The sequence below is a fragment of the Leptospira fainei serovar Hurstbridge str. BUT 6 genome (genome assembly GCF_000306235.2).
In the GTDB taxonomy this organism is placed as follows: domain Bacteria; phylum Spirochaetota; class Leptospiria; order Leptospirales; family Leptospiraceae; genus Leptospira_B; species Leptospira_B fainei.
On record NZ_AKWZ02000002.1, the window covers coordinates 138349 to 161789 of the forward strand.

22 protein-coding genes and 1 tRNA gene are annotated in these 23441 nt (G+C 43.9%); 21 read left to right on the plus strand and 2 right to left on the minus strand.

All coding sequences use genetic code 11. The features are described from left to right. The 6 genes from LEP1GSC058_RS02025 (at position 1) to LEP1GSC058_RS02050 (ending at position 3640) form a co-directional block, all read left to right on the plus strand. Complete coding sequence (locus LEP1GSC058_RS02025) at positions 1-666, plus strand: ribonuclease HII (protein WP_016547791.1); 666 nt, start codon at positions 1-3, stop codon at positions 664-666. Next, positions 663-1472: a hypothetical protein gene (locus LEP1GSC058_RS02030; protein ID WP_016548260.1), complete on the plus strand. Its 810-nt coding sequence runs from the start codon at positions 663-665 to the stop codon at positions 1470-1472. The genes LEP1GSC058_RS02025 and LEP1GSC058_RS02030 overlap by 4 nt, the downstream gene beginning before the upstream one ends. Continuing rightward, positions 1469-1726, plus strand: a complete 258-nt coding sequence (locus LEP1GSC058_RS02035; RefSeq protein ID WP_016548254.1) for an EscU/YscU/HrcU family type III secretion system export apparatus switch protein — start codon at positions 1469-1471, stop codon at positions 1724-1726. Before LEP1GSC058_RS02030 ends, LEP1GSC058_RS02035 begins: the two co-directional genes overlap by 4 nt. 15 nt (positions 1727-1741) lie before the next feature. Then, the gene (locus tag LEP1GSC058_RS02040) at positions 1742-2926 is read left to right on the plus strand and encodes an HD-GYP domain-containing protein (RefSeq protein ID WP_016548039.1); all 1185 of its coding nucleotides are present in this window, start codon (positions 1742-1744) and stop codon (positions 2924-2926) included. 64 nt (positions 2927-2990) lie between these two features. Then, entirely contained in the window at positions 2991-3347 is a 357-nt protein-coding gene (locus LEP1GSC058_RS02045) for a YraN family protein (protein ID WP_016548229.1), read from the plus strand. Positions 3348-3442: 95 nt separating this feature from the next. Beyond that, complete coding sequence (locus LEP1GSC058_RS02050) at positions 3443-3640, plus strand: hypothetical protein (RefSeq protein WP_010419372.1); 198 nt, start codon at positions 3443-3445, stop codon at positions 3638-3640. Positions 3641-3669: 29 nt separating this feature from the next. On the opposite strand, the gene LEP1GSC058_RS02055 is transcribed toward LEP1GSC058_RS02050, so the two are convergent. After that, positions 3670-5205 (minus strand): YifB family Mg chelatase-like AAA ATPase, encoded by a 1536-nt coding sequence (locus LEP1GSC058_RS02055; protein WP_016547850.1) that lies wholly within the window; start codon positions 5203-5205, stop codon positions 3670-3672. Between the two features lie 91 nt (positions 5206-5296). Here LEP1GSC058_RS02055 and LEP1GSC058_RS02060 point away from each other — a divergent pair, with 91 nt between their 5' ends. From LEP1GSC058_RS02060 to gspN, 14 genes are all read left to right on the plus strand, one after another. Beyond that, the gene (locus LEP1GSC058_RS02060; protein WP_039947919.1) at positions 5297-5662 is read left to right on the plus strand and encodes a type II secretion system-associated lipoprotein; all 366 of its coding nucleotides are present in this window, start codon (positions 5297-5299) and stop codon (positions 5660-5662) included. After that, the gene (locus tag LEP1GSC058_RS02065; RefSeq protein ID WP_084680328.1) at positions 5631-6644 is read left to right on the plus strand and encodes a M23 family metallopeptidase; all 1014 of its coding nucleotides are present in this window, start codon (positions 5631-5633) and stop codon (positions 6642-6644) included. The genes LEP1GSC058_RS02060 and LEP1GSC058_RS02065 overlap by 32 nt, the downstream gene beginning before the upstream one ends. Before the next feature lie 99 nt (positions 6645-6743). Further along, on the plus strand, positions 6744-7646 hold the full coding sequence (locus LEP1GSC058_RS02070; RefSeq protein ID WP_016548054.1) for a type IV pilus biogenesis: 903 nt from the start codon (positions 6744-6746) through the stop codon (positions 7644-7646). 7 nt (positions 7647-7653) lie between these two features. Then, a complete protein-coding gene (gene gspD / locus LEP1GSC058_RS02075; protein ID WP_039947961.1) occupies positions 7654-9444 on the plus strand; it encodes a type II secretion system secretin GspD in 1791 nt (596 codons plus the stop codon). Between the two features lie 4 nt (positions 9445-9448). After that, a complete protein-coding gene (gene gspE / locus LEP1GSC058_RS02080; protein ID WP_016547947.1) occupies positions 9449-11122 on the plus strand; it encodes a type II secretion system ATPase GspE in 1674 nt (557 codons plus the stop codon). Between the two features lie 10 nt (positions 11123-11132). Then, positions 11133-12359: a type II secretion system F family protein gene (locus tag LEP1GSC058_RS02085; RefSeq protein ID WP_016547989.1), complete on the plus strand. Its 1227-nt coding sequence runs from the start codon at positions 11133-11135 to the stop codon at positions 12357-12359. A 28-nt stretch (positions 12360-12387) separates the two neighbouring features. Then, positions 12388-12855, plus strand: a complete 468-nt coding sequence (locus LEP1GSC058_RS02090; protein ID WP_010419359.1) for a type II secretion system protein GspG — start codon at positions 12388-12390, stop codon at positions 12853-12855. A 5-nt stretch (positions 12856-12860) separates the two neighbouring features. Further along, positions 12861-13427: a type II secretion system protein gene (locus tag LEP1GSC058_RS02095; protein ID WP_016547784.1), complete on the plus strand. Its 567-nt coding sequence runs from the start codon at positions 12861-12863 to the stop codon at positions 13425-13427. Then, positions 13399-13959 carry a type IV pilus modification PilV family protein gene (locus LEP1GSC058_RS02100; protein WP_016548002.1) on the plus strand — a complete coding sequence of 187 codons (561 nt, stop codon included), beginning with the start codon at positions 13399-13401 and terminating at the stop codon, positions 13957-13959. Before LEP1GSC058_RS02095 ends, LEP1GSC058_RS02100 begins: the two co-directional genes overlap by 29 nt. Next, entirely contained in the window at positions 13959-14660 is a 702-nt protein-coding gene (locus tag LEP1GSC058_RS02105; RefSeq protein ID WP_039947921.1) for a type II secretion system protein GspJ, read from the plus strand. The genes LEP1GSC058_RS02100 and LEP1GSC058_RS02105 overlap by 1 nt, the downstream gene beginning before the upstream one ends. Beyond that, positions 14657-15793, plus strand: coding sequence for a type II secretion system minor pseudopilin (locus tag LEP1GSC058_RS02110; protein WP_016548017.1), 1137 nt, complete (start codon positions 14657-14659; stop codon positions 15791-15793). The genes LEP1GSC058_RS02105 and LEP1GSC058_RS02110 overlap by 4 nt, the downstream gene beginning before the upstream one ends. Continuing rightward, a complete protein-coding gene (pilM, locus tag LEP1GSC058_RS02115) occupies positions 15793-17412 on the plus strand; it encodes a pilus assembly protein PilM (RefSeq protein WP_016547844.1) in 1620 nt (539 codons plus the stop codon). The genes LEP1GSC058_RS02110 and pilM overlap by 1 nt, the downstream gene beginning before the upstream one ends. 15 nt (positions 17413-17427) lie before the next feature. Further along, positions 17428-17952, plus strand: coding sequence for a hypothetical protein (locus tag LEP1GSC058_RS02120; protein ID WP_016547879.1), 525 nt, complete (start codon positions 17428-17430; stop codon positions 17950-17952). Positions 17953-17957: 5 nt separating this feature from the next. After that, a complete protein-coding gene (gspN, locus tag LEP1GSC058_RS02125; RefSeq protein WP_016548057.1) occupies positions 17958-18899 on the plus strand; it encodes a type II secretion system protein GspN in 942 nt (313 codons plus the stop codon). Between the two features lie 341 nt (positions 18900-19240). Here gspN and LEP1GSC058_RS02130 read toward each other — a convergent pair whose 3' ends face one another. Beyond that, the gene (locus LEP1GSC058_RS02130; protein ID WP_016548289.1) at positions 19241-22825 is read right to left on the minus strand and encodes a vitamin B12-dependent ribonucleotide reductase; all 3585 of its coding nucleotides are present in this window, start codon (positions 22823-22825) and stop codon (positions 19241-19243) included. 219 nt (positions 22826-23044) lie between these two features. On the opposite strand from LEP1GSC058_RS02130, the gene LEP1GSC058_RS02135 reads away from it, so the two are divergent. Then, positions 23045-23117 (plus strand) — tRNA-Asn (locus tag LEP1GSC058_RS02135). Positions 23118-23441 lie beyond the last annotated feature (324 nt).

Below are 23441 nucleotides of genomic sequence, written 5' to 3' on the forward strand. Positions count from 1 at the left end.
TTGTCGACGGGAAACTTCGAACCGGAAGAATCCCGTTTTTTCCCCCACGGGATCCCCTGTGGAATTGATGAAGCGGGTCGGGGACCTTACGCAGGTCCCTTATCGCTCGCACTCGTCGCATTTTCTCCGGAAATTTTAGAATCTATCTTGGCCGGTGAATGCTTGCCTGGATTGAACGATTCCAAGAAACTTTCCGAATCCAAGAGAGAAAGACTCTATTCCCAAATACGTGCCATTGCCAGTATTTGCTGTCACACCTTCGTATCCCACTCCTTCATCGATCGCAACGGGATCAATCGTGCCGTTCTTGAAGGCATTCAGAAGTGTTACAGAATGGCGCTTCGGGCACCGATAGCGAAAGTAGGCGGTTCACTGACTCTCCTGATCGATGGAAATTATAATTTTTCTAAATATCCCGAATCCAAGCTCATTTCGTCTAAGTCTCACTATTATACGAAGGGGGATTCCCGTATTGTAAGCATTTCGGCGGCTTCCATCATCGCAAAAGTAACCCGGGATCGTTGGATGACGGGAATTGCCGTTAAATTTCCCGGTTACGGATTCGAATCTCATAAGGGATATGGTAGCGCAAAACATGAGGAATCGATTCGAACCTTAGGTCTCTGCAAAATTCACCGACGCTCCTTTACAAAGAAATTCCAATGAGTCCAATCCCTCCTATTCCATTCAATCCACGAGAAGTTCCTAAGGTACCGCAGGTCCGAAATCCTAACGCGGAGCCAGTCCGAAGCGTAGACTCGATCGGGTTCATCCATCTCATTTCGCCGCCGGAAACGTTTGACGGCGAATCCAAGGAAGCTCCTTTTTTTAGAGTCTGGGTTAGAGAAGGAAGTAGGGAAGGAAAAGCGAAACTATTCTGGGAAGGCGAGACGCACGAAGTTCGCACTGAAACTCCCTTGCTTGAGGGAGAAGAGTTAAAATTAGAACGTTTCCTGACTAGCCAAGGATCCAAATGGCGAATTCGGGAAAGACGACTAACGGAGAAGCCGGAATCAAACGAAGTTCTTTCTCCTCCAAAAACGGGGTTATTTGAAACTCTGGAAAAAATTCTGAAACATGAGGATGGTCCACAGTCCCAGGAAGGAATTCTTTCGTTCCTGAAAACGTATTTTCCATTTCTAAATTGGAAATCGGATACCCCGGTTTTTTCCTGGGAACTTCCAAAGGAAGGACAGGCGGAAGGATATCTGGGAGAGGATGCTCAGGGCAAAGTTTTTATTTTGCGCATTGAAAGCAAAACCCGGGAACCGAGTTTATATCGCCTTCAATGGAAGGCAAGGGATGCTTCCGACTTGATTCTAGGAGCCACTTATAGTAGCTTTAAAATGTACTTGCATATGGGAGAAAATCGGAAAAAATTCATGCAATTTCTGGAAGAATACGGTGTACGATTCCAAGAAGTCAGAATTTCGTACAAACCTTCCTACCAGAGGAGGGAATGGAACGCATGAAATTAGGAATTGCTCTTAAGTTCGTGCCAGATCGCGAATCGGCTCCTAAAGTCATAGCAACCGGAGAAGGTATTTTAGCCGATCGAATTCGCCTAGTGGCCGAGAATCATAAGATTCCAATCGTAGCGAACGCTCCATTGGCCGAGGCTTTATCCCCGTTACCTGTAGGAGAGGAAATTCCGGAGAATTTATATCGGGCAGTTGCAGCGGTTTTCGCATACTTGTTAGGAGAAAACGTGCCAAGTGAAATGTAATAAGGATTTGAAAAGATGAAAAAAGTAAGTGTGGCGGAACTTAAACCGGGAATGCGGTTTTCTAAGCCAGTTTATCTGGATAAAGAAAACCTCTTTATCACTTCCAATACACCTATCACGGACTCCGACCTAGAACGTCTAAAACGTTTTGGAATTACCGAGGTCCTGACTCACGGAGATCCATTGCAGTTGATCACCGATCCCGATTTTCTAGAAACGCAGATCGAAGACATCATTGTAAGTACGATAGTCGATGAGGATCTACTTCCGTTAAAAGGGATTTACGATAATTTAAATCGAATTAAAATCCAATTTTCCAGCTTGTACAAATCCACGTTTAACGTCGTTCAGGACGTTTATCGAAAGGCGGCAGAGGATAAAAGTTTTGATTTCGGCCCGATTCGGGACCAAGCGGAAAGTCTATCGGATTTCGTCCGTGCTCATAGTAATCTTTCATACTTAATTTTAGGGATGAATAATCCGGGCTATTATCTTTATAACCAAATCACGAATTCCACTCTATACGCGTTAATCATCGGGAAACTATTGGATTACTCGCGCCCCAAAATGGTGGACTTGGCTATCTCTTGCTTGGTTGCCGATGTCGGTATGACAAAGGTTCCGGCAACGGTATCCGAAAAGACGGATCAACTAAACGACGAAGAATATAAATCCATTTTAAAACACACAATCATTGGCTACCAAATCTTAACCCAAAGAATAAAAATGAAGAATAGCCTTGCAGTTGTCGCGTTACAGCACCATGAGCGATATGACGGTAAAGGATACCCTCAAAAATTGGCAGCCGGCGCGATCGAAGAGGCAGCCCGTATTTATGCAATTGCGGACAATTTTTCTGCATTGATTACGAATCGTCCACATCGAAAACGAATTTTACCTCACGAAGCGATTAAATCGATGATCAGCATGGATGTCGGTAAATTTGACCTAAAAATCGTCCGCACGTTCTTAAATCATGTTTCTCTCTATCCGGTCGGATCTTGCGTTGAACTTTCGGATAAGAGAGTCGGAATCGTTTTAAGCTCCAATCCGGATAAGCCTCTTAGGCCAAGCATTCGGATTGTAAAAGACGAGTATGGCACGTTCGTTCGAAATTTAATTCTAGTCGATTTAGTGAAAGAAAATCATTTGTTTATAGTAAAGGCTTTGGATTTACAAGAAGCTACCAATGCGCATTAACGAAAAAATCTAAGAGCCTAAAAGAGTTCACCGATAACAAGGATTTCGAAACCGATCCTTATGTATGCCCGACTTACGCGGAAAGCAGAAAAAGGGAAAACTCGGAGAGGATGCAGCCGTAAACTTTCTTATTCGAGGCGGGCATACGATTTTAGAGAGAAATTACCGCTTACAATTCGCGGAAATCGACATAATCAGCCTGCGGGAAAACCTGGTATTTTTTACGGAAGTGAAGCATTGGAACAGCAGTTTATTTGCACATCCTTTAGAAACCTTCAATAAAAAGAAGGAAACGAAGATGAAATTGGCGGCAGAAATTTATTTATCCAGACACGTTTCTTTAAAACGATGTTTTGTCTCTTTCTGTTTGGCCTTTTTGAACGAAAAAAGGGAACTAGTTTTTTATCGTAACCTATTTTGAAAACCTTCGTTAAGCGATCTTGAATTCAGGTCGATTTTCGAATTGTCTGCGGGTTCTCAAGGATGAGGACCTTAAATCGTTACAAGGAAGTAACTATGAAAAGCATCCAAATTCTCGGCAACCTGGCCGAGACCGAGCAATTCGGTCCCGACCCGGTGATACTGAGAAAACGAGGAATTCCAATCAAAAAGCGGAAATTCGAGGACTACAAGAAGAAGATCGAAGACGAAAGTTATATCGACTTCGCGATCGATAAGATCGCAATGGAGCTCTCGCATTTCCTGTCAAAGTAACCACAAATAAAAACGTCGAAAGAACCTACTTAGGCAGCGGCCCTGTTTTCCGGAAACCATCCGGAATTTAGGAAAACAAGGGCCTCCTCCAAATGTCTCTCCTCAACTTCTTGGCTTTCTTCCAAATCGGCGATTGTCCTTCCCACTTTTCTCAATTGAAGCGCCTTTCGAATGCTAAGCCCTCGTTTCTGAACCGCCTTTGCAACCAACTCCCTGCATTTTATCGAAAGGTGAATCGTTTCTAATATTTCTTCTCCTCGCAGTGCACCGTTATATAATTTTCCTGTTTTTTGATATAACCTGGCTTCCTGCATTCTTGCGGCTCTAGCGGCCGATCCGCGCAGAAGTCCTAGGTCGATCGTTACCCGTTCTCGATTCGGCTTGCTTCCGGTCTTTAAATGAAAAAATATTTCGATACGATCCATAAACGGTCCTGTCACCGATGATTGATAGGCTTGCACTCTTTGAAATTTGCAAAAACAAGGTCGATCATAAGCCTGAAAGTAACCGCATGGACATGGATTCATCGCGCCGATAAGTAGGAAAGGGCAGGGGTAGGTGATCGAACCGGATATTCGTGAAACGGTAATAAGACCTTCTTCCATCGGCTCTCGTAATGCCTGCAGGGTCCCAGGTCTAAACTCTGCCAGTTCGTCTAGGAAAAGAATTCCGTGACTCGCCAAAGTGACTTCGCCCATATTCAAAGCCCGGGAACCTCCGACGAGAGCAATATCCGACGTCGTGTGATGGGGACTTCTAAATGGACGAGCAACCTCCAAATCGAATACCAATTCACGAAGGGAACGGAGAGACAGGAGATCAAGCGCCTCCGATTCCCGTATCGGAGGCAAAAGAGTGAAAGCAAGTCTCGCGAGAAGACTCTTTCCGGCACCCGGGGGGCCTGATAAGAGACAATGATGCCAACCTGCGGCGGCTATTTGAATCGCTCGTAATCCAGGCATCTGATCCTGATAGATCTCGATTCTTTCGCGAAAAGATTCATTCTTAATTTTCAAAGATTCCTTTTTTTCCGGAGTTACTCTTCCTGAAAGTAGGGCTTCCAAATCCCGCAAATGCCGAATCGAATAAATAGGAAACTTACTCTGTAAGGCCGCTTCCTGGCGATTTTCGAAAGGAACGACAACTCCCGTACAGGTATCTTTTACGGTTTGTTGAAGAATCGGTAGGATACCTCTCACCGGACGAAGACTTCCGTCTAATCCCAATTCTCCTAACAGCAATAAATCTTCTAACAGATTTGTTCGATCCCATTGTCCAGTGAGCGTGAGAAGTCCGGCGGCAATCGGCAGATCGAGATAAGTACCTTCTTTTTTTCTCCCAGCCGGTCCTAAGTGAACAAGAACGTTTGAAAGAGGGTAATCAAAGCCGCTATTTTCGATCGCTATTCTAATCCGATCGGCGGATTCTTTTATGGCAGTGGCAGCTAATCCGGTAATTGTGAAGCGAGGTATTCCACGTTTCAAATTGACTTCAACTTGAACAGGAAATGCCTGCAAACCTTCCAGAGAAGCCCCTTTTAATCGAATCAGTCGGACATCTTCCATACGGAAAACAGGTGCGAGAAAAGTTCACCTAAACGCTTTTTTTCGAAAAACTAGTTTATCCCTTCCGGTCCCCGAATAACCTTTGCCTGAAATGGTGCGAATACCCGCTTTTCTCTTGGCCCTACTGCTATTGCACTGCGGATCCAGGTTGATTAAGCAGGATAGATTATCCGATATCAATACGTATTACCAAGATAAGGTGTATGCGCTCAAGAAGGATACGAAAGTGTCCCCGACTGAGACCTTTAAGAAAGGAATGCTAGTTCGGATATATATAGAATCGACCCCTTCACTTGTGAAAATCAAATGCTTCCCAGCCGATCAAAAGCGAGAACATGCGATCGGGAGACTTTTGGCTTACCAGGTGAACGACGATTTCGAGAAAAAATCCATTAAGATTGAAGACTTGGATAGACTGATCGATAATGAGCTCACGGAATATAAAAAGAAAAAATAAGCGGCCCTGTCTGACCGGTTCAAGAACCGAAGTACGGCGGACCGATATTAAATACGTGAACCGGACGATTCTTTACCTTCCGATAATTTCGGCGCTCGTCGCCTCGTCGCTATCTGCCGATCCTCTTAAAAATTACGATTCGGCTATTAACGATTATACCAGCAAAGATTCTTCGTTCTTCACCGATCGCGAAGAGCGAAAGATAAAGCAATTATTTTCACAATCTCCGGATGAATGGGAAGCGGACAAGTATTCGGCAGTTAGCTATCATAAGGACAAGTCGAATATCGAATTGCCCGCATTCATTAATATTAATCCGATCATTTCCTCTAAGATCGTTCACCAAAGCGGCATAATCATCAAGAGTTATATCGTAAAACCGAAAGATACGCTATTTAGAATCGCCAAAACTTTGAAAACAACGGCTGCACGCATCACCGAGGCTAACGGCCTTCAGAAAGGCTCCGTTTTAAAGGTGGGCCAAAGCTTGAGCGTACCGATAAAGGTGGCAAATGCTACCCGACAAAAAATCGAACATCGAAGAGTTTTTTTAACGCCTGTCGTAAATTCCAGAATCACTTCGCGATATGGTCGCCGAAAGGACCCGTTCCATACAGGGAGCGGAGGCTATCACACTGGAATCGACCTAGCGGGTCCGCAGGGAGCCCCGATTTTAGCATCCGCAGAGGGAACAATTTCCTTTGCCGGGGTTAACGGCGGTTACGGAAATACGGTAATTGTCGACCACGGAAACGGTTACAAAACAATGTATGCACATTGTGCGAAAATAACTGTCGAGCAGGGAACCAAAGTTAGAGCCGGAACGGTCATAGGTGGAGTAGGTCGCACCGGTTCTGCCACCGGTTCTCACCTTCATTTTGAAGTGTTTCTAAATGGTACTAGGATCAACCCGGAAATCGCACTTAGGAAAACTTTAAAAATTGTCACTAACCTGGAAACAGGAAAGGTGGCGAGACTTTAACTACCCCATAGAAATCTTTGCCCATCGGACCCCGGTTCCCCTTTAGCAGAAGGAGATTCCTATATCGGGTGCTGGTTCTGAGGAAGGCTAAGGATACTAATGAACGCGTTTTTTATCGAATTACGGAAGAATACTTTTTACGCCCTTATTCCGATCGTTATTTTGTTTTCCCTTTCCTTAGCGTATTTATTTAGGGGAGTACTCTTGCTATTTCTGACACCCGATATCCAGACCGGCTCATCGAATGCGTCCATCCGTAGAATCGCCCCTCCGATCAACATTGCGATGACCTCCTACGAAGAAATGGTTACAGGAAATTTATTCCGGGGAAGTCTAGCTCCATTGCCGGGTGAAGCGGGTGCAGGTGCCGAATCGGGACTCCCACCGGATACTGGAGAAGGCGAAGAAATGAGAATCACCGGAACGCTCAGCGGTCACTGGAGTTTTGCTCGAGTTACGATTCTCGAAAAAGGAAAACAGGCCGCGGAAGAGTTTGCTACCGGAGAAATGGTAGGCGGCTATAAAATTAAGGCGATCAATCTGACTCATGTTGTACTGGAAAAAGGAGGCGGTTCTCTAAAAGTGGAAATCGGGCAGACTCCGGGAGAAGCCAGAGCCAAATTGGGTGCGGGACCGGCAACGGCAGATGCAGGCCAAAAGAATACGGCGACCGGGGACTCGATCCGCAAAATTCTATCCAGACAAGACGTTAACAAGAAGTTAAAAGACCCGACAGGTATCTACAAAAACGCCAGATTTGGACCTTACATGGAGAATAACGCGATTACCGGCTATAAGATTTATAGTATCGGAAACGACCATATTTTCTATGCATTGGGAGCGAGAAGCGGAGATGTAATTCGAAGAGTAAATGGTATGCCTTTGAATGAGACCGAAAAGATGCTCGAAATCTGGAATTCCATTAAAACTGCGGAAAAAGTTTCCGTAGACGTGGAACGAGGAGGCAAGGTCCTCTCCTATGAATTTATCATTCGAAATTGAAGGTTGCATGCGAAGTTTAGAACCAAAAGTCAAGTACCTTAAAACAGCCACAATCACACTATTACTGTTTTTGACTTCCACTGAAACGATCTTTTCCCAATCCGCAAAGAAAGGATCCAAACGTTCGTCAACGCCGACGGAAGATGCGAGAGAAAGAACCTTCTTCGCTAATTGGCGAGATACCGAATTGAACGATTTTCTTAAAGGTATGAGCGCGATCCTTAAGAAGAATATTCTTTTGGACGAAAGTTTAAAGGGAAAGAAAATCACCATCATTTCACAGAAAGAAATCCCGGTCAAAAACGCGTTCGCATTCATGAAAGCGGTCTTGGAATCGATGGGCTTCGCAATCGTCGAAGAGACGGATTTAATAACGATCGTTAAACTCAAAGATGCATTAGCGAGATCTTCCTTTATCAGAGTCGGTAAAGAACCGATTACGGAATCCGAAGCTAGCGATAATCGAATCATCACCCAGATTATTCCGATCGAGAACGTAAAGCCGGAAGAGCTGGAACCGATTTTAAAAAGGTTAACTTCTCCTAATACGGATATCATCGTTTATCGTAATACTAATACAATCGTCCTTTCCGGTTCCACGGCGGATATTAACAAGTTAATGGTGCTTATCAACGAGCTGGATGCTAAGCCGGGAGAAACGACGCCGGGTTCCATTTCTTCAGCAGGCGATATTCATATCTATACCTTGGAACATAGTGAATCGGAGAAAATAGCGGCTACTTTAATTAAGCTGGATAACCCGGTTGTCGGAGATCAGCCTACGCCGGTTCCGGGACAGCCGGGCGCACCGGTTCCGCCGCCCGCTAAAGTCGAAAAAATTAAAGCCGTTTCTCACAAGGAATCCAACTCGGTTATTGTAACCGCTACCGAAGCGGAATGGAACGAAATCCGTAAAATTATCCGGATCCTAGATTCATCACGAAAACAAGTTCTCTTAGAAGTACTTATCGTAGAGCTTTCTTCAACCGACCAAAACGATTTCGGGATCGATTGGAGATATTTGAATCAGGGTCCGTATAGCCAATTTAACTCCGGCTTAGCGAAAGAAGGAAATATCATTAATTCCAGCGGACGGATGAATCCGAACGTAAACACTTTGTCCGGATTTTCATTAGGATTCGTGCAAGCAGGATCCCAGCAGATTCTGGGAATTTTGAGTGCGAATCAAGGAAACGAAAACTTCAACGTTTTATCGGCGCCGCAAGTTTTGACCCTCGATAATCAAGAAGCGGAAATCAACGTGGGCCAGGACGTCCCGGTGAGAACCCAAAGTCGGAATGCCGGAATGGGGGGAACCAACGCGGTTACCGTCGATAACTATGAATATAGACCGACAGGGATCAAGCTGAAGTTTACGCCGCATGTAAACAAGAATAACAAGATCACGCTGGATTTGCTTCAGGAAATCAAAAATATCGCCTCCATCGCTCTGACCGGAGGAAACCCCACGTTCAACAGACGAGAAGTAAAAACTACTATTACGTTGGAAAATAAGCAAACGATCGTTATCGGAGGTCTAATTTCTAGCGATAAGGAGAAGCGACTCATTAAGATCCCGCTTTTAGGGGATATCCCGTATCTCGGTTGGATTTTCCGACGGACCACCGAGTCGAATAAGAAAACGAACCTTATGGTATTTATCACTCCGCATATTCTGGATAATCGCGAGCTAGCTGATAAAATGACCGCCAAGAAAAAACTCCAGCAAGAAAGATACGAATTGGAAAGAGAAAGGATCCTAAATAAGGAAACTACGATCAAAGAAAGAGGGGAATAAAAACGTGAAAACTCTAGGCGATATACTCGTCGAAGAGGGAATCATCTCCTCGAAAGACCTGGAGGATTCCCTTAAACTCCAGAAAAAAAACAATCTCCCGTTAGGGCATATCCTTCAAAAGAAAGGGATTGCGGGAGAAGTGGACGTACTGCGTGCGATGGCCCGCCTGTATAGAATGGAATTCCAAGAAAAATTGGAATTTAAGGGCATGGAGGAAATCTATCAGAGAATTCCTCTTAAGCTAATCCAAAAAAGCCGCTTAGTGCCTTTCGAGGTTTCCAAAAAGACCGTAAAAGTGGCAATCTCCGATCCTAGCGACTTGCATCCGATGGACGATGTTCGCTTTAGTCTTAGAGACTATAAAGTAGAGTTCATACTCGCACCGGAACCGGAGATTATGAGAATCATTCATTCTCAATTCGATACGACTTCGGCAGCGGCAAAAGACCTTCTCAATGAAATGGAAGGAAGTTTTTCCGAACTCGCGGAAGGATTTGATAACGAAACAATCGACTTATCCGACGATGCGCCGATCATCAAGATGGTCAACGTCATCCTTTCGCAAGCAGTGAACGAAAGAGCATCGGACATTCACATTGAACCTTACGAAAAAAGCTTAGTAGTAAGATACCGAATCGACGGTATTTTGCATAACGTGCTAACTCCTCCGAAGTCCTATCATGCCGGGATCACCTCTCGTATCAAGATCATGTCCAATTTGAATATTGCGGAGAACCGTCTTCCGCAGGACGGTAGGATCAAGCTTAGATTGGCGGGAAAGGACGTAGATATCCGGGTTTCAACCATTCCGTGTCAATTCGGAGAGCGAATCGTAATGCGTCTCTTAAACAAGACAGATCAAAAATATTCCTTGGAGACCATGGGATTTTATCCGGATTTATTAAAGGAACTCCGGAAGCTTATATACCAACCTCACGGAATTATACTAGTAACCGGACCTACCGGTTCCGGTAAATCCACGACACTCTATTCCGCATTGACTGAATTAAATACGGAAGAGAGAAATATTATCACCTGCGAGGACCCAGTCGAATATCAGATCGAGGGAGTTTCTCAAATGCAAATGCAGGATAAAATCGGTCTGACTTTTGCGACCGGCCTAAGGGCGATCCTACGACAAGACCCTGACGTAATCATGGTGGGAGAGATCCGGGACGAAGAAACCGCCAGAATCGCAATCCAAGCGTCTTTAACCGGTCACTTAGTGTTCTCTACTCTGCATACGAACGACGCTGCATCGGCTGCTACGCGTCTAGTGGATATGGGAATAGAACCGTATTTAATTACCTCGACTGTATTGGGATTTTTAGCTCAACGACTCGTTAGAACGATTTGTCCGAAATGTAAAACTACTTATAAACCGACTCCGGTGGAACTTGAAGCTCTCGGGATTGCGAGAAAAGCGCTGAAGAACGGACACCTTCATAAAGGAGAAGGCTGTCACAACTGTATGGGAACCGGCTTCAAGGGAAGAACCGGCATTTACGAATTTTTAGTGATTAGTAATACGATTAAAGACGCAATTTTAGCCGGACTCGATACCACGAAAATTAACGACATAGCGATCCAAAACGGTTTCTTTACGATGAGAGAGTACGGAATTCGCAAGGTTTTAGACGGAGTGACAACTCCGGATGAAGTGCTCCGAGTAACCTGATTTTATTCACATGGCTCTATACACATACATAGCCTTCAACCGAAAAGGGAAGGAAGAAAAAGGAATCATCGATGCTCCTAATATTCAATCCGCTAGAACCAAATTAAAATCGAAAGGACTTTATGTTCGACTTATTTCGGAAGATACCGAGCGAAAAGATCGGGAACTTTTTCCTTTTTTAGCGAACCTACTATATCGGGTTCCGAGAAAAGTAATCGGAATGTTTTGCCGCCAATTGGGAACATTAGTCGGCGCGGGAATTCCCTTGGATAAATCCTTGGCGAATATCGTGGAACAGACGGATCATGATGTCTTTCGGAAAGTCGTTGTAGCGATGCAGGCGGATATCACTGAAGGAAGCTCTCTGTCCGACGCGATGAAAAAACATCCGCAGATATTTCCGAATCAATATCCTTCGTTGGTTTCGGTAGGTGAGCGGACCGGAGATTACGAAACGGCTCTAATTCGGTTGGCGGAAATGGAGGAAAAAAACCAAGAGTTAAAATCAAAAGTTACGACTTCATTGGTTTATCCGATCATCATTTTTGTTTTGCTATTTGGGGTCGTTATCTTTCTTTTAACCACGGTCGTTCCACAAATCGAACAATTATTCATCCAATTCGACGCTCCATTGCCGTTGATCACTAAGATCGTAATCGGAAGTTCGAGAATCGTAACGGATTGGTGGTTTTTACTCTTTCCTTTGCTAATCATTTCCATTTCGGGATTTTTATATTATAAAAGCACTGCGGAAGGGAAATTGGCATGGGAAAGATTTATTCTCAAAATTCCCATCATCAGCGGCCTTTCAAAGAAAGTATTGATTTCAAACTTCGCAAGAAATTTAGGAATCCTGCTGACCAATAGAGTCCCGTTAATAATTTCCCTGCAAATCGTAGAACAAATCGTGGACCATACTATTTTCGGAGAAGAAATTCGAAACGCGGCGTCCCGAATTCGGGAAGGAGAAAAACTTTCCTCCTCATTTTTAAGTTCGGAAATTCTTCCTCAGATGGTACTGGGAATGATGTCTGCCGGAGAAGTTTCCGATAGAGTACCAGAAATGATGAATAAGTTGGCGGAAATATACGATTCGGAAGTGGATAATTCTTTGAAAGCTATGACTCAGGCAATCGAGCCGTTGATGCTGGTATTCATGGGTTTCGCGATCGGTATTATTATGGCTTCGATTATAGTGCCAATGTTCAGCTTGACCCAGAATTTGAAGGGCATATAATAAAATTAAGATAAATAGGAGAACCGACTTGAAAACGGGAAACAAACGCAGAAAGGGATTCACATTGATAGAGTTAGCTATCGTCGTAGCAATCTTGGGCGCGATCATGGCGATTATAATCTCCAGCATTAACGTTGGAGACATTAAGGACGATACGGCATCTATGGAACTCCGGAAAGAAGGCCGCGAAATTCAAATGCACTTAGAGCGTTATGCGCAAAAATACGGAAATTATCCCAGCGAAGAGCAGGGATTGGAAGCTTTAGTGGAAAAGCCTACCACCGGAGACGTGCCTGAAGATTGGCGTCCGATGGCTAGCAATAAGGACATCATCAAAGACCCTTGGGGCGGAATCTATAAACTCAAATTCGACGAATACGGTGAAATGCAAATCATCACGCTTGGTAAAGATAAACAAGAAGGCGGAGAAGGTGCAAATGCCGATTTTAATATATTGAAAGAGGAAGATTATCCGGCTCAGTTTAAGAAAAAGTAAATTAAATGCGGGGAAGGAGGCGGACAAGCCGTGCCGGTTTTACTTTAATCGAAATTGCGATCGTGGTTTTTATAATCGGGGCAATCATGATTTTAGTTCTTCCTTCCGTTGCAAAAATGTTTACCCCCGGGGCTCAGGAAGAGGCTACGCTTTTACATGATGTGGTCGCATTCTGCTATCGTCGAGCAAAGCTGAATCAGAGAACGATTTTCTTGGAGTTAAACATAGACGAAGAGAAATATACCGTCATCGAAGTCGAGAGAGGAGAAGAAGGGATGAAGGAAAAACCGATCTTTCAAGAGCGGGAGTTGCCGTCTTCCTCCTCGATAGTAGATATAATGGATGCGCGGGGATATCGTTACGTAAAGGGTAAGGTTCGAATTCCTTTTTCTCCCCTTTCGATAGCCGAAGATTTTTATATACATCTGGGACCCGACCCGGAAATCAAGCGGACGTTGATAGTTAGGAGATACGGCGGAAAATCCGAAATTAGGGACGGCGAGGCTTTAATTCCTCAAGACGAACTAGATTGGTATAAACAAAATGAGAATAACGGTACCAGCCAGTTCTAAAAAGCGCGATAAGCGACGGAAAAGAAAAAGGGCGGGCTTTACCTTAATAGAAATCACTATAGCTCTCCTGATCGCAGCCGGTTGGATAGCCTTCGTATTGAGAACGGTTGGCGACGGAATTCGCTTAAAGCGATTAGCTACGCTTCAGACCGAAGCGGTCCATTTAGCCAAAATCAAAATGGCCCAAATCGATTCCGCAAGTATATTACAAAAAGATGTTTCTTCCGGAGATATTCCGGGATATCGCGGATTCCGTTATAGCACGATAATAAACGAAGAAGATCTTGATTTGCTGAAGCTATCTGGAAAAGGCGGAAAAAAACCCGAAGATTTGCTCGGCGGGAGTAATTCCGAAATGAACAAACTGATAAGCCAGAGGACCGGAAATAATCAAGGTTCGGCCACTGGAGGTTTGATCAAAGTTTTTCATATATACGTCACCATCGAATATCCCACCGGAGAAAGAAACAGCCAAGGGGACATTAAAAAAGAAAAGTATACCGTCGAAACTTTTAAGGCGTCGATGAACTAATGCTTCGTACAAGGAATTTTGGATGTCCTCGATTTTTCTTCCCGACGAAGCGGAGATACCGCCGAGGATTTACGTTATTAGAATTATCGATTGTTGCTATGTTACTCGGCGGACTTTTAGTAATGATCTTCGGTACATATACTTCCCTGCTGAGAGTTTCTAGGGATAATTCCAGCGCAGAAGGCTCCGATAAGCAACAAGCAATGTTGGCCTTGGAAAACATAAGAAGCACGCTCGCGATGACTTTTTTCTTTGCCACAGAAAAGAGACTCGTATTCGTGAGTAGACGAGGCCGCAAATCGGAAGACGGTAATAAGCACCCGAGAGAGAGTAGTAACGATTATTTTATCGTATTTGCCGCCACTCATCCCAACTCGGAAGAGACCGGGTTGCCCGAAGTAAGAGAAGTGGAATATTTCCTAAAAAAAGACGAGGATGCACCCGGATATCTCCTAATCAGACGCGAAGATCAAATCGTGGATAAATTCCCGTTTGCGGGAGGTCAAGAATATGTCCTGCTTAACGGGGTCAAAAGTCTTGCGTTTAAATTTTCCCGTACCGGTTCCAAGTGGGAAGAAGAATGGGATTCTCGAGAAGCAAAGAATATTCCTCGACTGATACGTATAGAATTAATCGCGAAAATCGGAACCGAAGAGAGGAGATTCGAGACGCTCGCATTTCCGGGGATTTTATACAAATGAATCTCGGCAGTTACGGTTTACGATACAAAGGCCTTCGTTTTTCAAGAAGGCGAGGCGCCATTGTGATTCTACTTGTCGCGGGAATCGGGATGGCAGCGGTTACGACCACGCTCGATTTCGCGGACCGTAGTTTGAGCGAATACAAAATATCGAAAGGGGAAATGTCGGGCTTTCGCGCGTTGCTCCTTGCGAAGGCCGGCTTTCAAGGCGGACTCGGAGCATTACGGAAAATCCCGGAAGAGCAGCTATATAAATCCGGAATCGGCCTAAGCCCTCCGCCGGTTCCTTTAGGTGGAGGCTTCATCTACTATAAAATTCAGGGAGAAGACGGAAAAATAAATCTAAATTCCATTTATAACGCTGATACGAAAGATATCAACTTGCGAAACCAGGAAATGGCCCAACGTCTTTTAGAGCGTTTGGGTTTGAAGAGAGGGCTATTAACGCCTTTAATCGACTGGATCGACGACGATTCTCAAGGGAGCAGCGAAGCTCCTTACTATGAAAAACTAATCCCTCCTAGAAAAATAAAGAACTCATATCTCTATTCCCTTTCGGAACTCACTTCAGTAAAAGGATTCGACCCGAGAATCGTTTACGGTTCCCAAAAGCCTCCGGACTACGACCAAAAAAATTCCAAAGATTTCATGTCAGAAGAGGAAAAAGTCTTATTAGGAGAAGCGGACTTTGTACTGGCGAACAATATGACCGCCTTTGTCCCTTTCCAGAGGAATTACGATGACAGAATCAACTTGAATGCCGCACCGTACTTCGTATTAATGTCCCTATCCGATTTTATGACCCGACAGGCGGCGATGAAAATTCTAAAATTGAAGATTCAGAAGGGCGGCTATATCAAAGATACAAAAGACGTAGAAAATCTCCCGGAATTTCAGGTTCCCTCCGTAGGAGGAATTACACTTTATAAAGAATTGGCCGGGGAGGGAACGGATGTATCCGGTGGAAGGATCAAAACAAAGGGAGAGATCTTCAGGATCACCGCCGTCGGAGAAGTCCCCTTAGATTCGGGGAAGCAATCGGAGGGTGAAACCTCGAGTAAAATCGCCGTTCGTAGGATTACGGGAATTTTTGATCTAACAAACAATATGATGCTTTATTATAGGGAGGATTGATGTTCCTCTACGAAAAATTCCTCACCATCGATTACGGTACCTGCTCAATTAAAGGGGCTCTCTTCCAAAGAGTTATGGGGAATCTTACTTTATTGAAAGCGGAATCGATGCCCATTTCGCGGATGGAAGAAAAGGAATATGAGACCAATATACAAAGGTTTTTAAACACTTATTTTCCCGGAGAATCCTCCTTAGTCTTAGCATTATCGTTGGACAAACTTTTTATACGGGAAATTTCAATCCCTCTTACTACTGAAAAAGCAGTTAGAGAAGTAATACCGTATGAGGTTGAAAGTAGAGTACCGTTTCCTATGGAAACGGTAGAGGTACTAGGTTCAATCTGGCGAATCGATCAAGAAAAATCTGACGTTATTACTTATACGGCACATCACGCGGAATTCGATACCTTAGCAGATCCGTTCAGGGAAGGTTCAACGGTTTTTCGCGGGATTTTTGTGGATTCCATTTGTCTGGGTTCCTTAATCGCGAAACATATCGGAAAAGAAATTCCTTTTTCGAATGTTGCGCAAATCGATATCGGGGGAAAAACAAGTCTTCTTAATATTACGAAAGACGGGAAAATAGTCCATACGAGATTCCTTTCTCTTGGCGGCGATACCCTGACCGAAGAGATTGCCAAGGCGCTGAAGATCGACTTAGAGAAAGCCAATGCACTCAAGACTAGTCTACAATTCGAGCCGTTCCATCCTCCGGAAGACGGATTGAATTTATTCGCGAAAGAATACAGACTGAAAATCGCAGATGTAAAAAAAGCATTTTCGGTAGTGCAGGAATTCTTCGATCGGGTCGCAGAAGAGGCGCGAAGAAGCTTTCTTTCAGTCGGAGAAACCGAAAGACCGGAAGCGATCTATATTTCTGGGGAAGGGAGTAAAATTCGAGATCTAGATTCGTTTTTGGGAGAGAAATTATCCCTTCAAACTCGGAGATACGATTTTCTGTCGGTTAACCCGGATCTTTACGCAACTTGCTACGGGATGGCTTACCAGCTTACCCTTCCAAAGAAGTCGAAAGTAGATTTTTTAGAAACACCTTATGTAAAACGCTTAAACAAAAACCTCTTCGATTTATCCGCGTTCCATCCTCATTTAATTTTAGCAGGAATATCGATAGCTCTGTTTTTGAGCGTCTTCTTTCTAGGCATAATTTCCGATAAGCGCAAGCTTGCCGCCGCTAATAAAATACTGGCTGAAAAAGTAAAGGCAAGCATCGGCACGACCGTCCCAGCGGACGCCGACCCGTTGGAATATGCAAGAAAGTTAAAGGATGAGGCAAAAGGTCGAACGGAACTTTACCGTAAATACCTTTCAAAACCGAGTATCCTAGACGTGTTTTACGAAATTTCTACGAAGTTTCCCGATCCCGGGCTACAGGCTTTTCAATTTCATAGTCTTACCTACGACAACGGACATGTATCGATCCAAGGAAGGGTAAATGAATATTCTGAAATCGGAATCATTCAAAGATCGCTGGAAAATTCCCAGATGTTCAAAAAAATCACGATCGAAGATAATAGGATTAACCCGGGACTCAAAACGTATAAAGTCAGTTTCACAATCAAGATGGAGGTGGCTTCTAAGGTCGGCGAGTCCGAACTTTAAGCCGATGCAGGTTTTATGTGGCAGAAACTAGAACCACGAGAACGCCTCCTTCTTTTAATCGCGGGTGGGATGGTGATTCTAGCCTTGCTTTTTGTCGCAGGCAGGAAAATTTACAGACTCAGGACTGATTTATCCGATACCGTAAATGATACCCCTGGCCAACTTGCCAAACTGGATAAAATCATCGGTGAATACTTATATTTTAGCACGTTAGACACGACCGGTGGAGAGAGAGATCCGAGCGAATTCTCCGGTAAGCTAGAAAAAATATTTTTAGATCACGGGGTGAAAGATAGAATTTCGACCATGAAACCGATTCCGGCAAAGGACATCGATAAAGGAAAATATCAGGTCTTGATTTTCGACGTGAATTTTCGAGGCGTCACTTTGGAATCGATGATGAAGGTCGTTTACGATATCGATAAAAATAAGCGTGTCAATGCGAAAGTGGAGTTCTTTCAAGTTAGCAAGCCGTATCAAGACCGCAGTACTTACGACGTAAACATGAAGATCGCCGCATACAGTGGAAAGGCCAGGTAAAAAAGATGCCGCGAGAAAAACTGAGAGAAGAAGAAGCTATTTCAAATGAGGAAGAAGAATTCCTCACTATGGAACTGGAAGAACTTCCCGAAGAAGTAGAGGAGGATATTTCTCCGCGTTTCAGCTTAAAGCAAAAATTGATCTTAGTCGGATTGGGAGTTTTTTTCTTTCTTTTCTTTTCTTTCCTATTATTCCCCTACGAAAATATAGTTCGAAGCGCTATCAACTCCGGCCCGGGAGGTCCTTCCAGTTTATCTTTTAGGGAACTTAAAGTTTCCATCATATTTGGGGAAATCTCGGCAAAATCCCTGGAAATTAACGGCCCTAGCGTTCGCGCAAAGGCCAACGAAGCAAGCATACAAGCCGGTCTTATATCTTTGCTTCGCAAGAAAATCAACGGCGAATTTCGGATTTCTGGAATCAAACTTGATTACGACGGGAATCCGCTAGGCACGATCGATTCCTTAAAAGGTTTTTTAAAATTAGATTCTATCGCTTTACCCGCAAGCCGTCAAAGCGGGTCTTTTCAAATAGGGATGCCTTCCGGAAGCAGGGGATTTCTTCCCGGCTTACCTGAACTTCCAGTCCTGGATAAACTCGAGAATTTTAGAATCAATAAATTATCGCTTAAATCTAGACTTAACCAAGGGAATTTGGATATCGACGAATTTGTTTTGGATACGTCCATTGCACGCTTCGACATAACCGGAAATATTCGACTTTCCGATTCTCTCGGCTTTTCCCAATTAAATCTGAAAGTATGCCTAGAATTGGAACGTAACTTCGCCTTAGAACGGGAAGATATAGTCGGAATGCTTGCACTTTTAGAAAAAAGCGGAGGGGGAAAATGTCTCCCGATTACGGGAATTTTGCAAAAGCCAGAAGTTAAAATCCCGGGTTTAAACGGAGGACCTCCTGGAGCGCCGCCGATCGGCCCGACCCCATAATACTTTTATAATTCATTTAATTCGCTTAATCAAAGTCGGTTCTTCTCGAGTAAACAGAGTCGAATTGAGAATACGAAAATTTTCAAGTAAATAGCTTTTCAAGTCTCTACTTCAATATTCAATAATATGAATGTGCTTTTTTTCGCGTAAGGCAAATTTATCTGTCAGTAAAACTGGCTGTAAACGTGAAAGCTAACTCGTAAATAGTAGAACAAATAGGACGAATTTTACTCGATCTTATATAAAATAAAAGCCCGTGGTGAATCACCAAGGGCTTTTATCATTGCATCGAAACAAACGGTACTCTTATTTCTTAAATTTCCCGTTCCTTTACTTATAGGTTAAGAGCAGCCCGTGGTCGCACCGCAAGACATGCATTTTAAGCAGGATCCGTTCCGAACCATTTCGAATGATCCGCATTCCGTACAAGAATCGCCGGTGTATCCCTTGATCTTAGCCATCTTAATTTCTTCCATTAAAGCGATTCCTGAAGAAGGTTTCTCCTTAGCAATCATCTGAGAATAAGAGATAGTTTCCGGCTCGGAACGAGGAGTATCAGAGAACGAAGATTGGGTCGAGGTATCGGTCTGACGAATCGATTCGGAGGATTTTCTAGATCCGATTTCGTCGCCGCGAAGATCTTCTGGCGCAACTTGACCTAAGTCATATCTGCCCAAATAAGTAATCGCAAGTTCTCTAAAAATAAAATCAATTACGGAAGTACTCATCTTAATATGTTTATTTCCGGTAACGATTCCATTCGGTTCAAATTTGAAGAACGTAAAAGCATCTACAAACTCCTCTAAAGGCACTCCATGCTGAAGTCCTAAAGAAACCGAAATCGCAAATGCATTCATCAAACTACGGAACGCGGCACCTTCCTTGTGCATATCGACAAAGATTTCTCCGATCTGGCCGTCCTCGTATTCTCCGGTTCGAAGATATACTTTGTGCCCACCGACGACAGCTTTTTGAGTATAGCCCGCTCTACGGTTCGGTAATTTACGGCGATGAGAAATATATTTATAAACGATCTTTTCCGCAAATTGCATCGGATCTTTCGATACCGTTGCTTCGGCGATTTCTTCCTGATCCTCCAATTCGATTCCGTTCAATAGCTCGAGAACGGAATTTAAAGGTTGTGAAAGTTTAGAACCGTCACGATAAAGAGCATTAGCTTTAACCATCGCTTTCCAAGAAAGATAATATGCGTTTTTAATATCTTCGACTGTCGCATCTTCCGGAAGATTGATTGTTTTCGAGATCGCTCCGCTGATAAACGGCTGAGCTGCCGCCATGATTCGAATATGCGATTCGTAGGATAAGTAACGCTTCCCGTATTTTCCGCATTTATTCGCGCAATCAAATACAGGATAATCTTTCTCTTTCAAATACGGTGCGTTCTCGATAGTCATCGTTCCGCAAACATAGTCGTTAGCCTTATTTATATCATCTTTCGAAAAACCCAAGTATTCCAAAAGATTAAACCCAAAGGAATCGTATGTTTCTTTCGGTACGCCGAGATTCTTATGTAGAAAGTCCTCTCCAAGATTGAACTTATTGAAGGCAAAATTAATATCGAACGCCAAAGGCAGAGACGCTTCCACCTTTTCCAAAATTTCGTTGGTAAAGCCTTTTTCCTTCAAGCTTTGCGTATTCACTACGGGAGCCCCATTTAATGTGGCGTGACCTTTGCAGTAGTTGATAATCGATTCAATCTCTGCGGGAGAATAGCCTAGCTTTTTAAGAGCGAGGGGAACGGATTGATTGATGATTTTGAAGTAACCGCCGCCTGCTAATTTTTTGAATTTTACCAATGCAAAATCGGGTTCGATACCTGTAGTATCGCAATCCATAACCAAGCCTATAGTCCCGGTAGGCGCGATTACGGTGACCTGCGCATTGCGATATCCGTATTTTTCTCCCAACTCTTGGGCCTTATCGGAATCCTCTTGAGCGGCTTTTAGTAAGTACGAAGGACAGAAGGCCGGATCGATTCCAACCGGTTTAATAGTGAGTCCTTCATAGTCCTGAGAAGGAGCATTATACGCGGCTCTGCGGTGATTTCGTATTACACGGAGCATATGCTTCTTGTTCTTTTCGTATCCGGCAAACGGACCTAATTCCTTGGCAATTTGCGCGGAAGTAGAGTAGGCGGTCATATGCATAACGCTAGTGATTGCACCGGTGATTGCCATGGCTTCCTTAGAATCATATGGAATTCCCATAATCATCAACGCGGAGCCTAGGTTTGCATACCCTAAACCGAGAGTCCGGAACTTATATGATAGTTCAGCGATCTCCTTCGAAGGAAATTGCGCCATAGTAACTGAGATTTCTAAAATAATCGTCCAAAGGCTGCAAAGATATCGAAACCCTTCCACATCGAAAATGAGAGTTTCCGGATTGATGAACTTCTGAAGATTCGCGGAAGCCAAATTACAAGCAGTATTGTCCAAGAACATATACTCTGAACACGGATTGGATGCATGGATATCCCCGTCTTCCGGACATGTATGCCATTCGTTGATCGTCGTATGATACTGAGTTCCCGGATCTGCGGAAGACCAGGCTGCATAGGAAATTCGGTCCCAAAGTTCGCGGGCACGAATCGTTTTTGACGGCTTCGGAGAACGTTTCTCCTTCAGCGCCTTTTCTTTTTCCGTGCGATTATAAAGATGCCAAGCTTGGTCTTGCTCTACGGCAGTCATAAACTCATTCGGTAAGCGAACTGAGTTATTACTGTTCTGACCTGAAACGGTATTGTACGCTTCCGATTGCCAATCGGTAGTCAACTCCTCAAATAAGATTTCTTTATATCCTTGTTTAGCGAGATCGATCACTCGCTTGATATAATTATCCGGAATTAAGACTTTCTTTGCCTCAACAATGGCCTTTTTTAAGGCCGCGTTTTTCTTCGGATCAAAGCGATCCGGACCCTCAACCTCGTAGCAGGTTTTCATAATCGCATTCAGATGGCGGTTATTTAGTATCGATCCGGTAACGAGAGAGGCGACTTTCTTTTCTTCTTCAACTTTCCAATCTACGAAACGATCGATATCCGGATGATCCACGTCCAAACAAACCATTTTCGCGGCTCGCCGAGTGGTGCCTCCGGACTTAATCGCTCCTGCGGCTCTATCGCCGATTTTTAAGAAACTCATCAAACCGGAGCTTTTTCCACCGCCTGACAGGGATTCGTTTTCCGCGCGAAGATTAGAGAAATTGGTTCCGGTTCCGGAACCGTATTTGAATAGGCGAGCCTCGCGGACCCAAAGATCCATGATCCCGCCTTCATTTACGAGATCATCGTCTACACTCTGAATAAAGCAAGCATGCGGTTGCGGGTGTTCGTAGGCGGAGGCCGATTTAACCAGTTTTCCAGTTTTCGGATCGACGTAAAAATGCCCTTGAGATTTTCCGTCGATTCCATAAGCCCAATGAAGACCAGTATTAAACCATTGAGGGGAATTAGGAGCAGCCATTTGAGAAGCGAGCATGAAAACAACTTCGTCAAAGAAGACTTTGGCACTATCTTCATCCGTAAAGTATCCGTATTTATAACCCCAGTAGGTCCAACAACCCGCCAAACGTTCGAACACTTGCAAAGCTGAAGTCTCTCCGCCAAAGCGATCTTCCGGCTTCAAGGATTCTAATTTTTCCATATCCGGTTCGGAGCGTTGCAGCCAATGCGGAATTCCCTTTTCTTCCACTCGTTTTAAGTATTTAGGAATGCCTTTTCGTCGAAAATACTTCTGCGCGAGGATGTCTACGGCAACTTGCGACCATTGTTCCGGGACAAGAATGTCTTTTGCTTCAAATACAACGGAACCGTCCGGGTTTGAAATCCTAGAATTTCGTTTGGCCCAGTTAAGTTCTGCGGAAAAGCCTTCAGTTGGCTTAGTGAAATGTCTATTTAGCTTCATAGCATGCTCCTCATATGAAACTCCGGTCGGATATATTGCGTTTTTGGATTATGTCACGCTATCTCGACTTTCCAAATCTACCAAAGCATTTTTTACAAACAGTTCTCGTTTTGACTGAATTTTCTCGGTTCATTCTGGTTGGAAAAATGGCTATGTCTCAAAGAAATTTCATTGCCAACCTACCCCAATTCGAAAAAATAGGCGTCGTACCGAGGAAACTCCCCTTTAGCTCAGTCGGTAGAGCAAATGACTGTTAATCATTGGGTCGCTGGTTCGAGCCCAGCAGGGGGAGCACTCGGGCAAATCCCGTCTACTTCTTCTAAAATCCGGTCATTTGCAACCTTACTGACCGTCCTAACGCTTTTATTTTAGACTAAAAACGCCATCATTTGTTTAGGTAATTTTGAGAATATTCTCGTTTTCTATCCGAGCATAAAGCAGAATTTCCATTATTTCTAAACGATCCCGATTAGAAGGCTCAGCTCAAAATGATTCCAATCTTAGATTCGAGCGTTCGCATATTTCCCTGCACAATTTCCAAACCATTTTTCTTTTTAGGGAGCCGAAAGGCCCTAAGCGGGTTCTTAACTATACAGAGCCATTGATTCGGGAGAAC

Coding starts and splice junctions, on each gene's coding strand:
- LEP1GSC058_RS02030 (WP_016548260.1), top strand. CDS start 663: ATGAGTCCAATCCCTCCTATTCCATTCAATCCACGAGAAGTTCCTAAG.
- LEP1GSC058_RS02035 (WP_016548254.1), top strand. CDS start 1,469: ATGAAATTAGGAATTGCTCTTAAGTTCGTGCCAGATCGCGAATCGGCT.
- LEP1GSC058_RS02040 (WP_016548039.1), top strand. CDS start 1,742: ATGAAAAAAGTAAGTGTGGCGGAACTTAAACCGGGAATGCGGTTTTCT.
- LEP1GSC058_RS02045 (WP_016548229.1), top strand. CDS start 2,991: ATGCCCGACTTACGCGGAAAGCAGAAAAAGGGAAAACTCGGAGAGGAT.
- LEP1GSC058_RS02050 (WP_010419372.1), top strand. CDS start 3,443: ATGAAAAGCATCCAAATTCTCGGCAACCTGGCCGAGACCGAGCAATTC.
- LEP1GSC058_RS02055 (WP_016547850.1), bottom strand. CDS start 5,205: ATGGAAGATGTCCGACTGATTCGATTAAAAGGGGCTTCTCTGGAAGGT.
- LEP1GSC058_RS02060 (WP_039947919.1), top strand. CDS start 5,297: ATGGTGCGAATACCCGCTTTTCTCTTGGCCCTACTGCTATTGCACTGC.
- LEP1GSC058_RS02065 (WP_084680328.1), top strand. CDS start 5,631: ATGAGCTCACGGAATATAAAAAGAAAAAATAAGCGGCCCTGTCTGACC.
- LEP1GSC058_RS02070 (WP_016548054.1), top strand. CDS start 6,744: ATGAACGCGTTTTTTATCGAATTACGGAAGAATACTTTTTACGCCCTT.
- gspD (WP_039947961.1), top strand. CDS start 7,654: ATGCGAAGTTTAGAACCAAAAGTCAAGTACCTTAAAACAGCCACAATC.
- LEP1GSC058_RS02085 (WP_016547989.1), top strand. CDS start 11,133: ATGGCTCTATACACATACATAGCCTTCAACCGAAAAGGGAAGGAAGAA.
- LEP1GSC058_RS02095 (WP_016547784.1), top strand. CDS start 12,861: ATGCGGGGAAGGAGGCGGACAAGCCGTGCCGGTTTTACTTTAATCGAA.
- LEP1GSC058_RS02100 (WP_016548002.1), top strand. CDS start 13,399: ATGAGAATAACGGTACCAGCCAGTTCTAAAAAGCGCGATAAGCGACGG.
- LEP1GSC058_RS02105 (WP_039947921.1), top strand. CDS start 13,959: ATGCTTCGTACAAGGAATTTTGGATGTCCTCGATTTTTCTTCCCGACG.
- LEP1GSC058_RS02110 (WP_016548017.1), top strand. CDS start 14,657: ATGAATCTCGGCAGTTACGGTTTACGATACAAAGGCCTTCGTTTTTCA.
- pilM (WP_016547844.1), top strand. CDS start 15,793: ATGTTCCTCTACGAAAAATTCCTCACCATCGATTACGGTACCTGCTCA.
- LEP1GSC058_RS02120 (WP_016547879.1), top strand. CDS start 17,428: ATGTGGCAGAAACTAGAACCACGAGAACGCCTCCTTCTTTTAATCGCG.
- gspN (WP_016548057.1), top strand. CDS start 17,958: ATGCCGCGAGAAAAACTGAGAGAAGAAGAAGCTATTTCAAATGAGGAA.
- LEP1GSC058_RS02130 (WP_016548289.1), bottom strand. CDS start 22,825: ATGAAGCTAAATAGACATTTCACTAAGCCAACTGAAGGCTTTTCCGCA.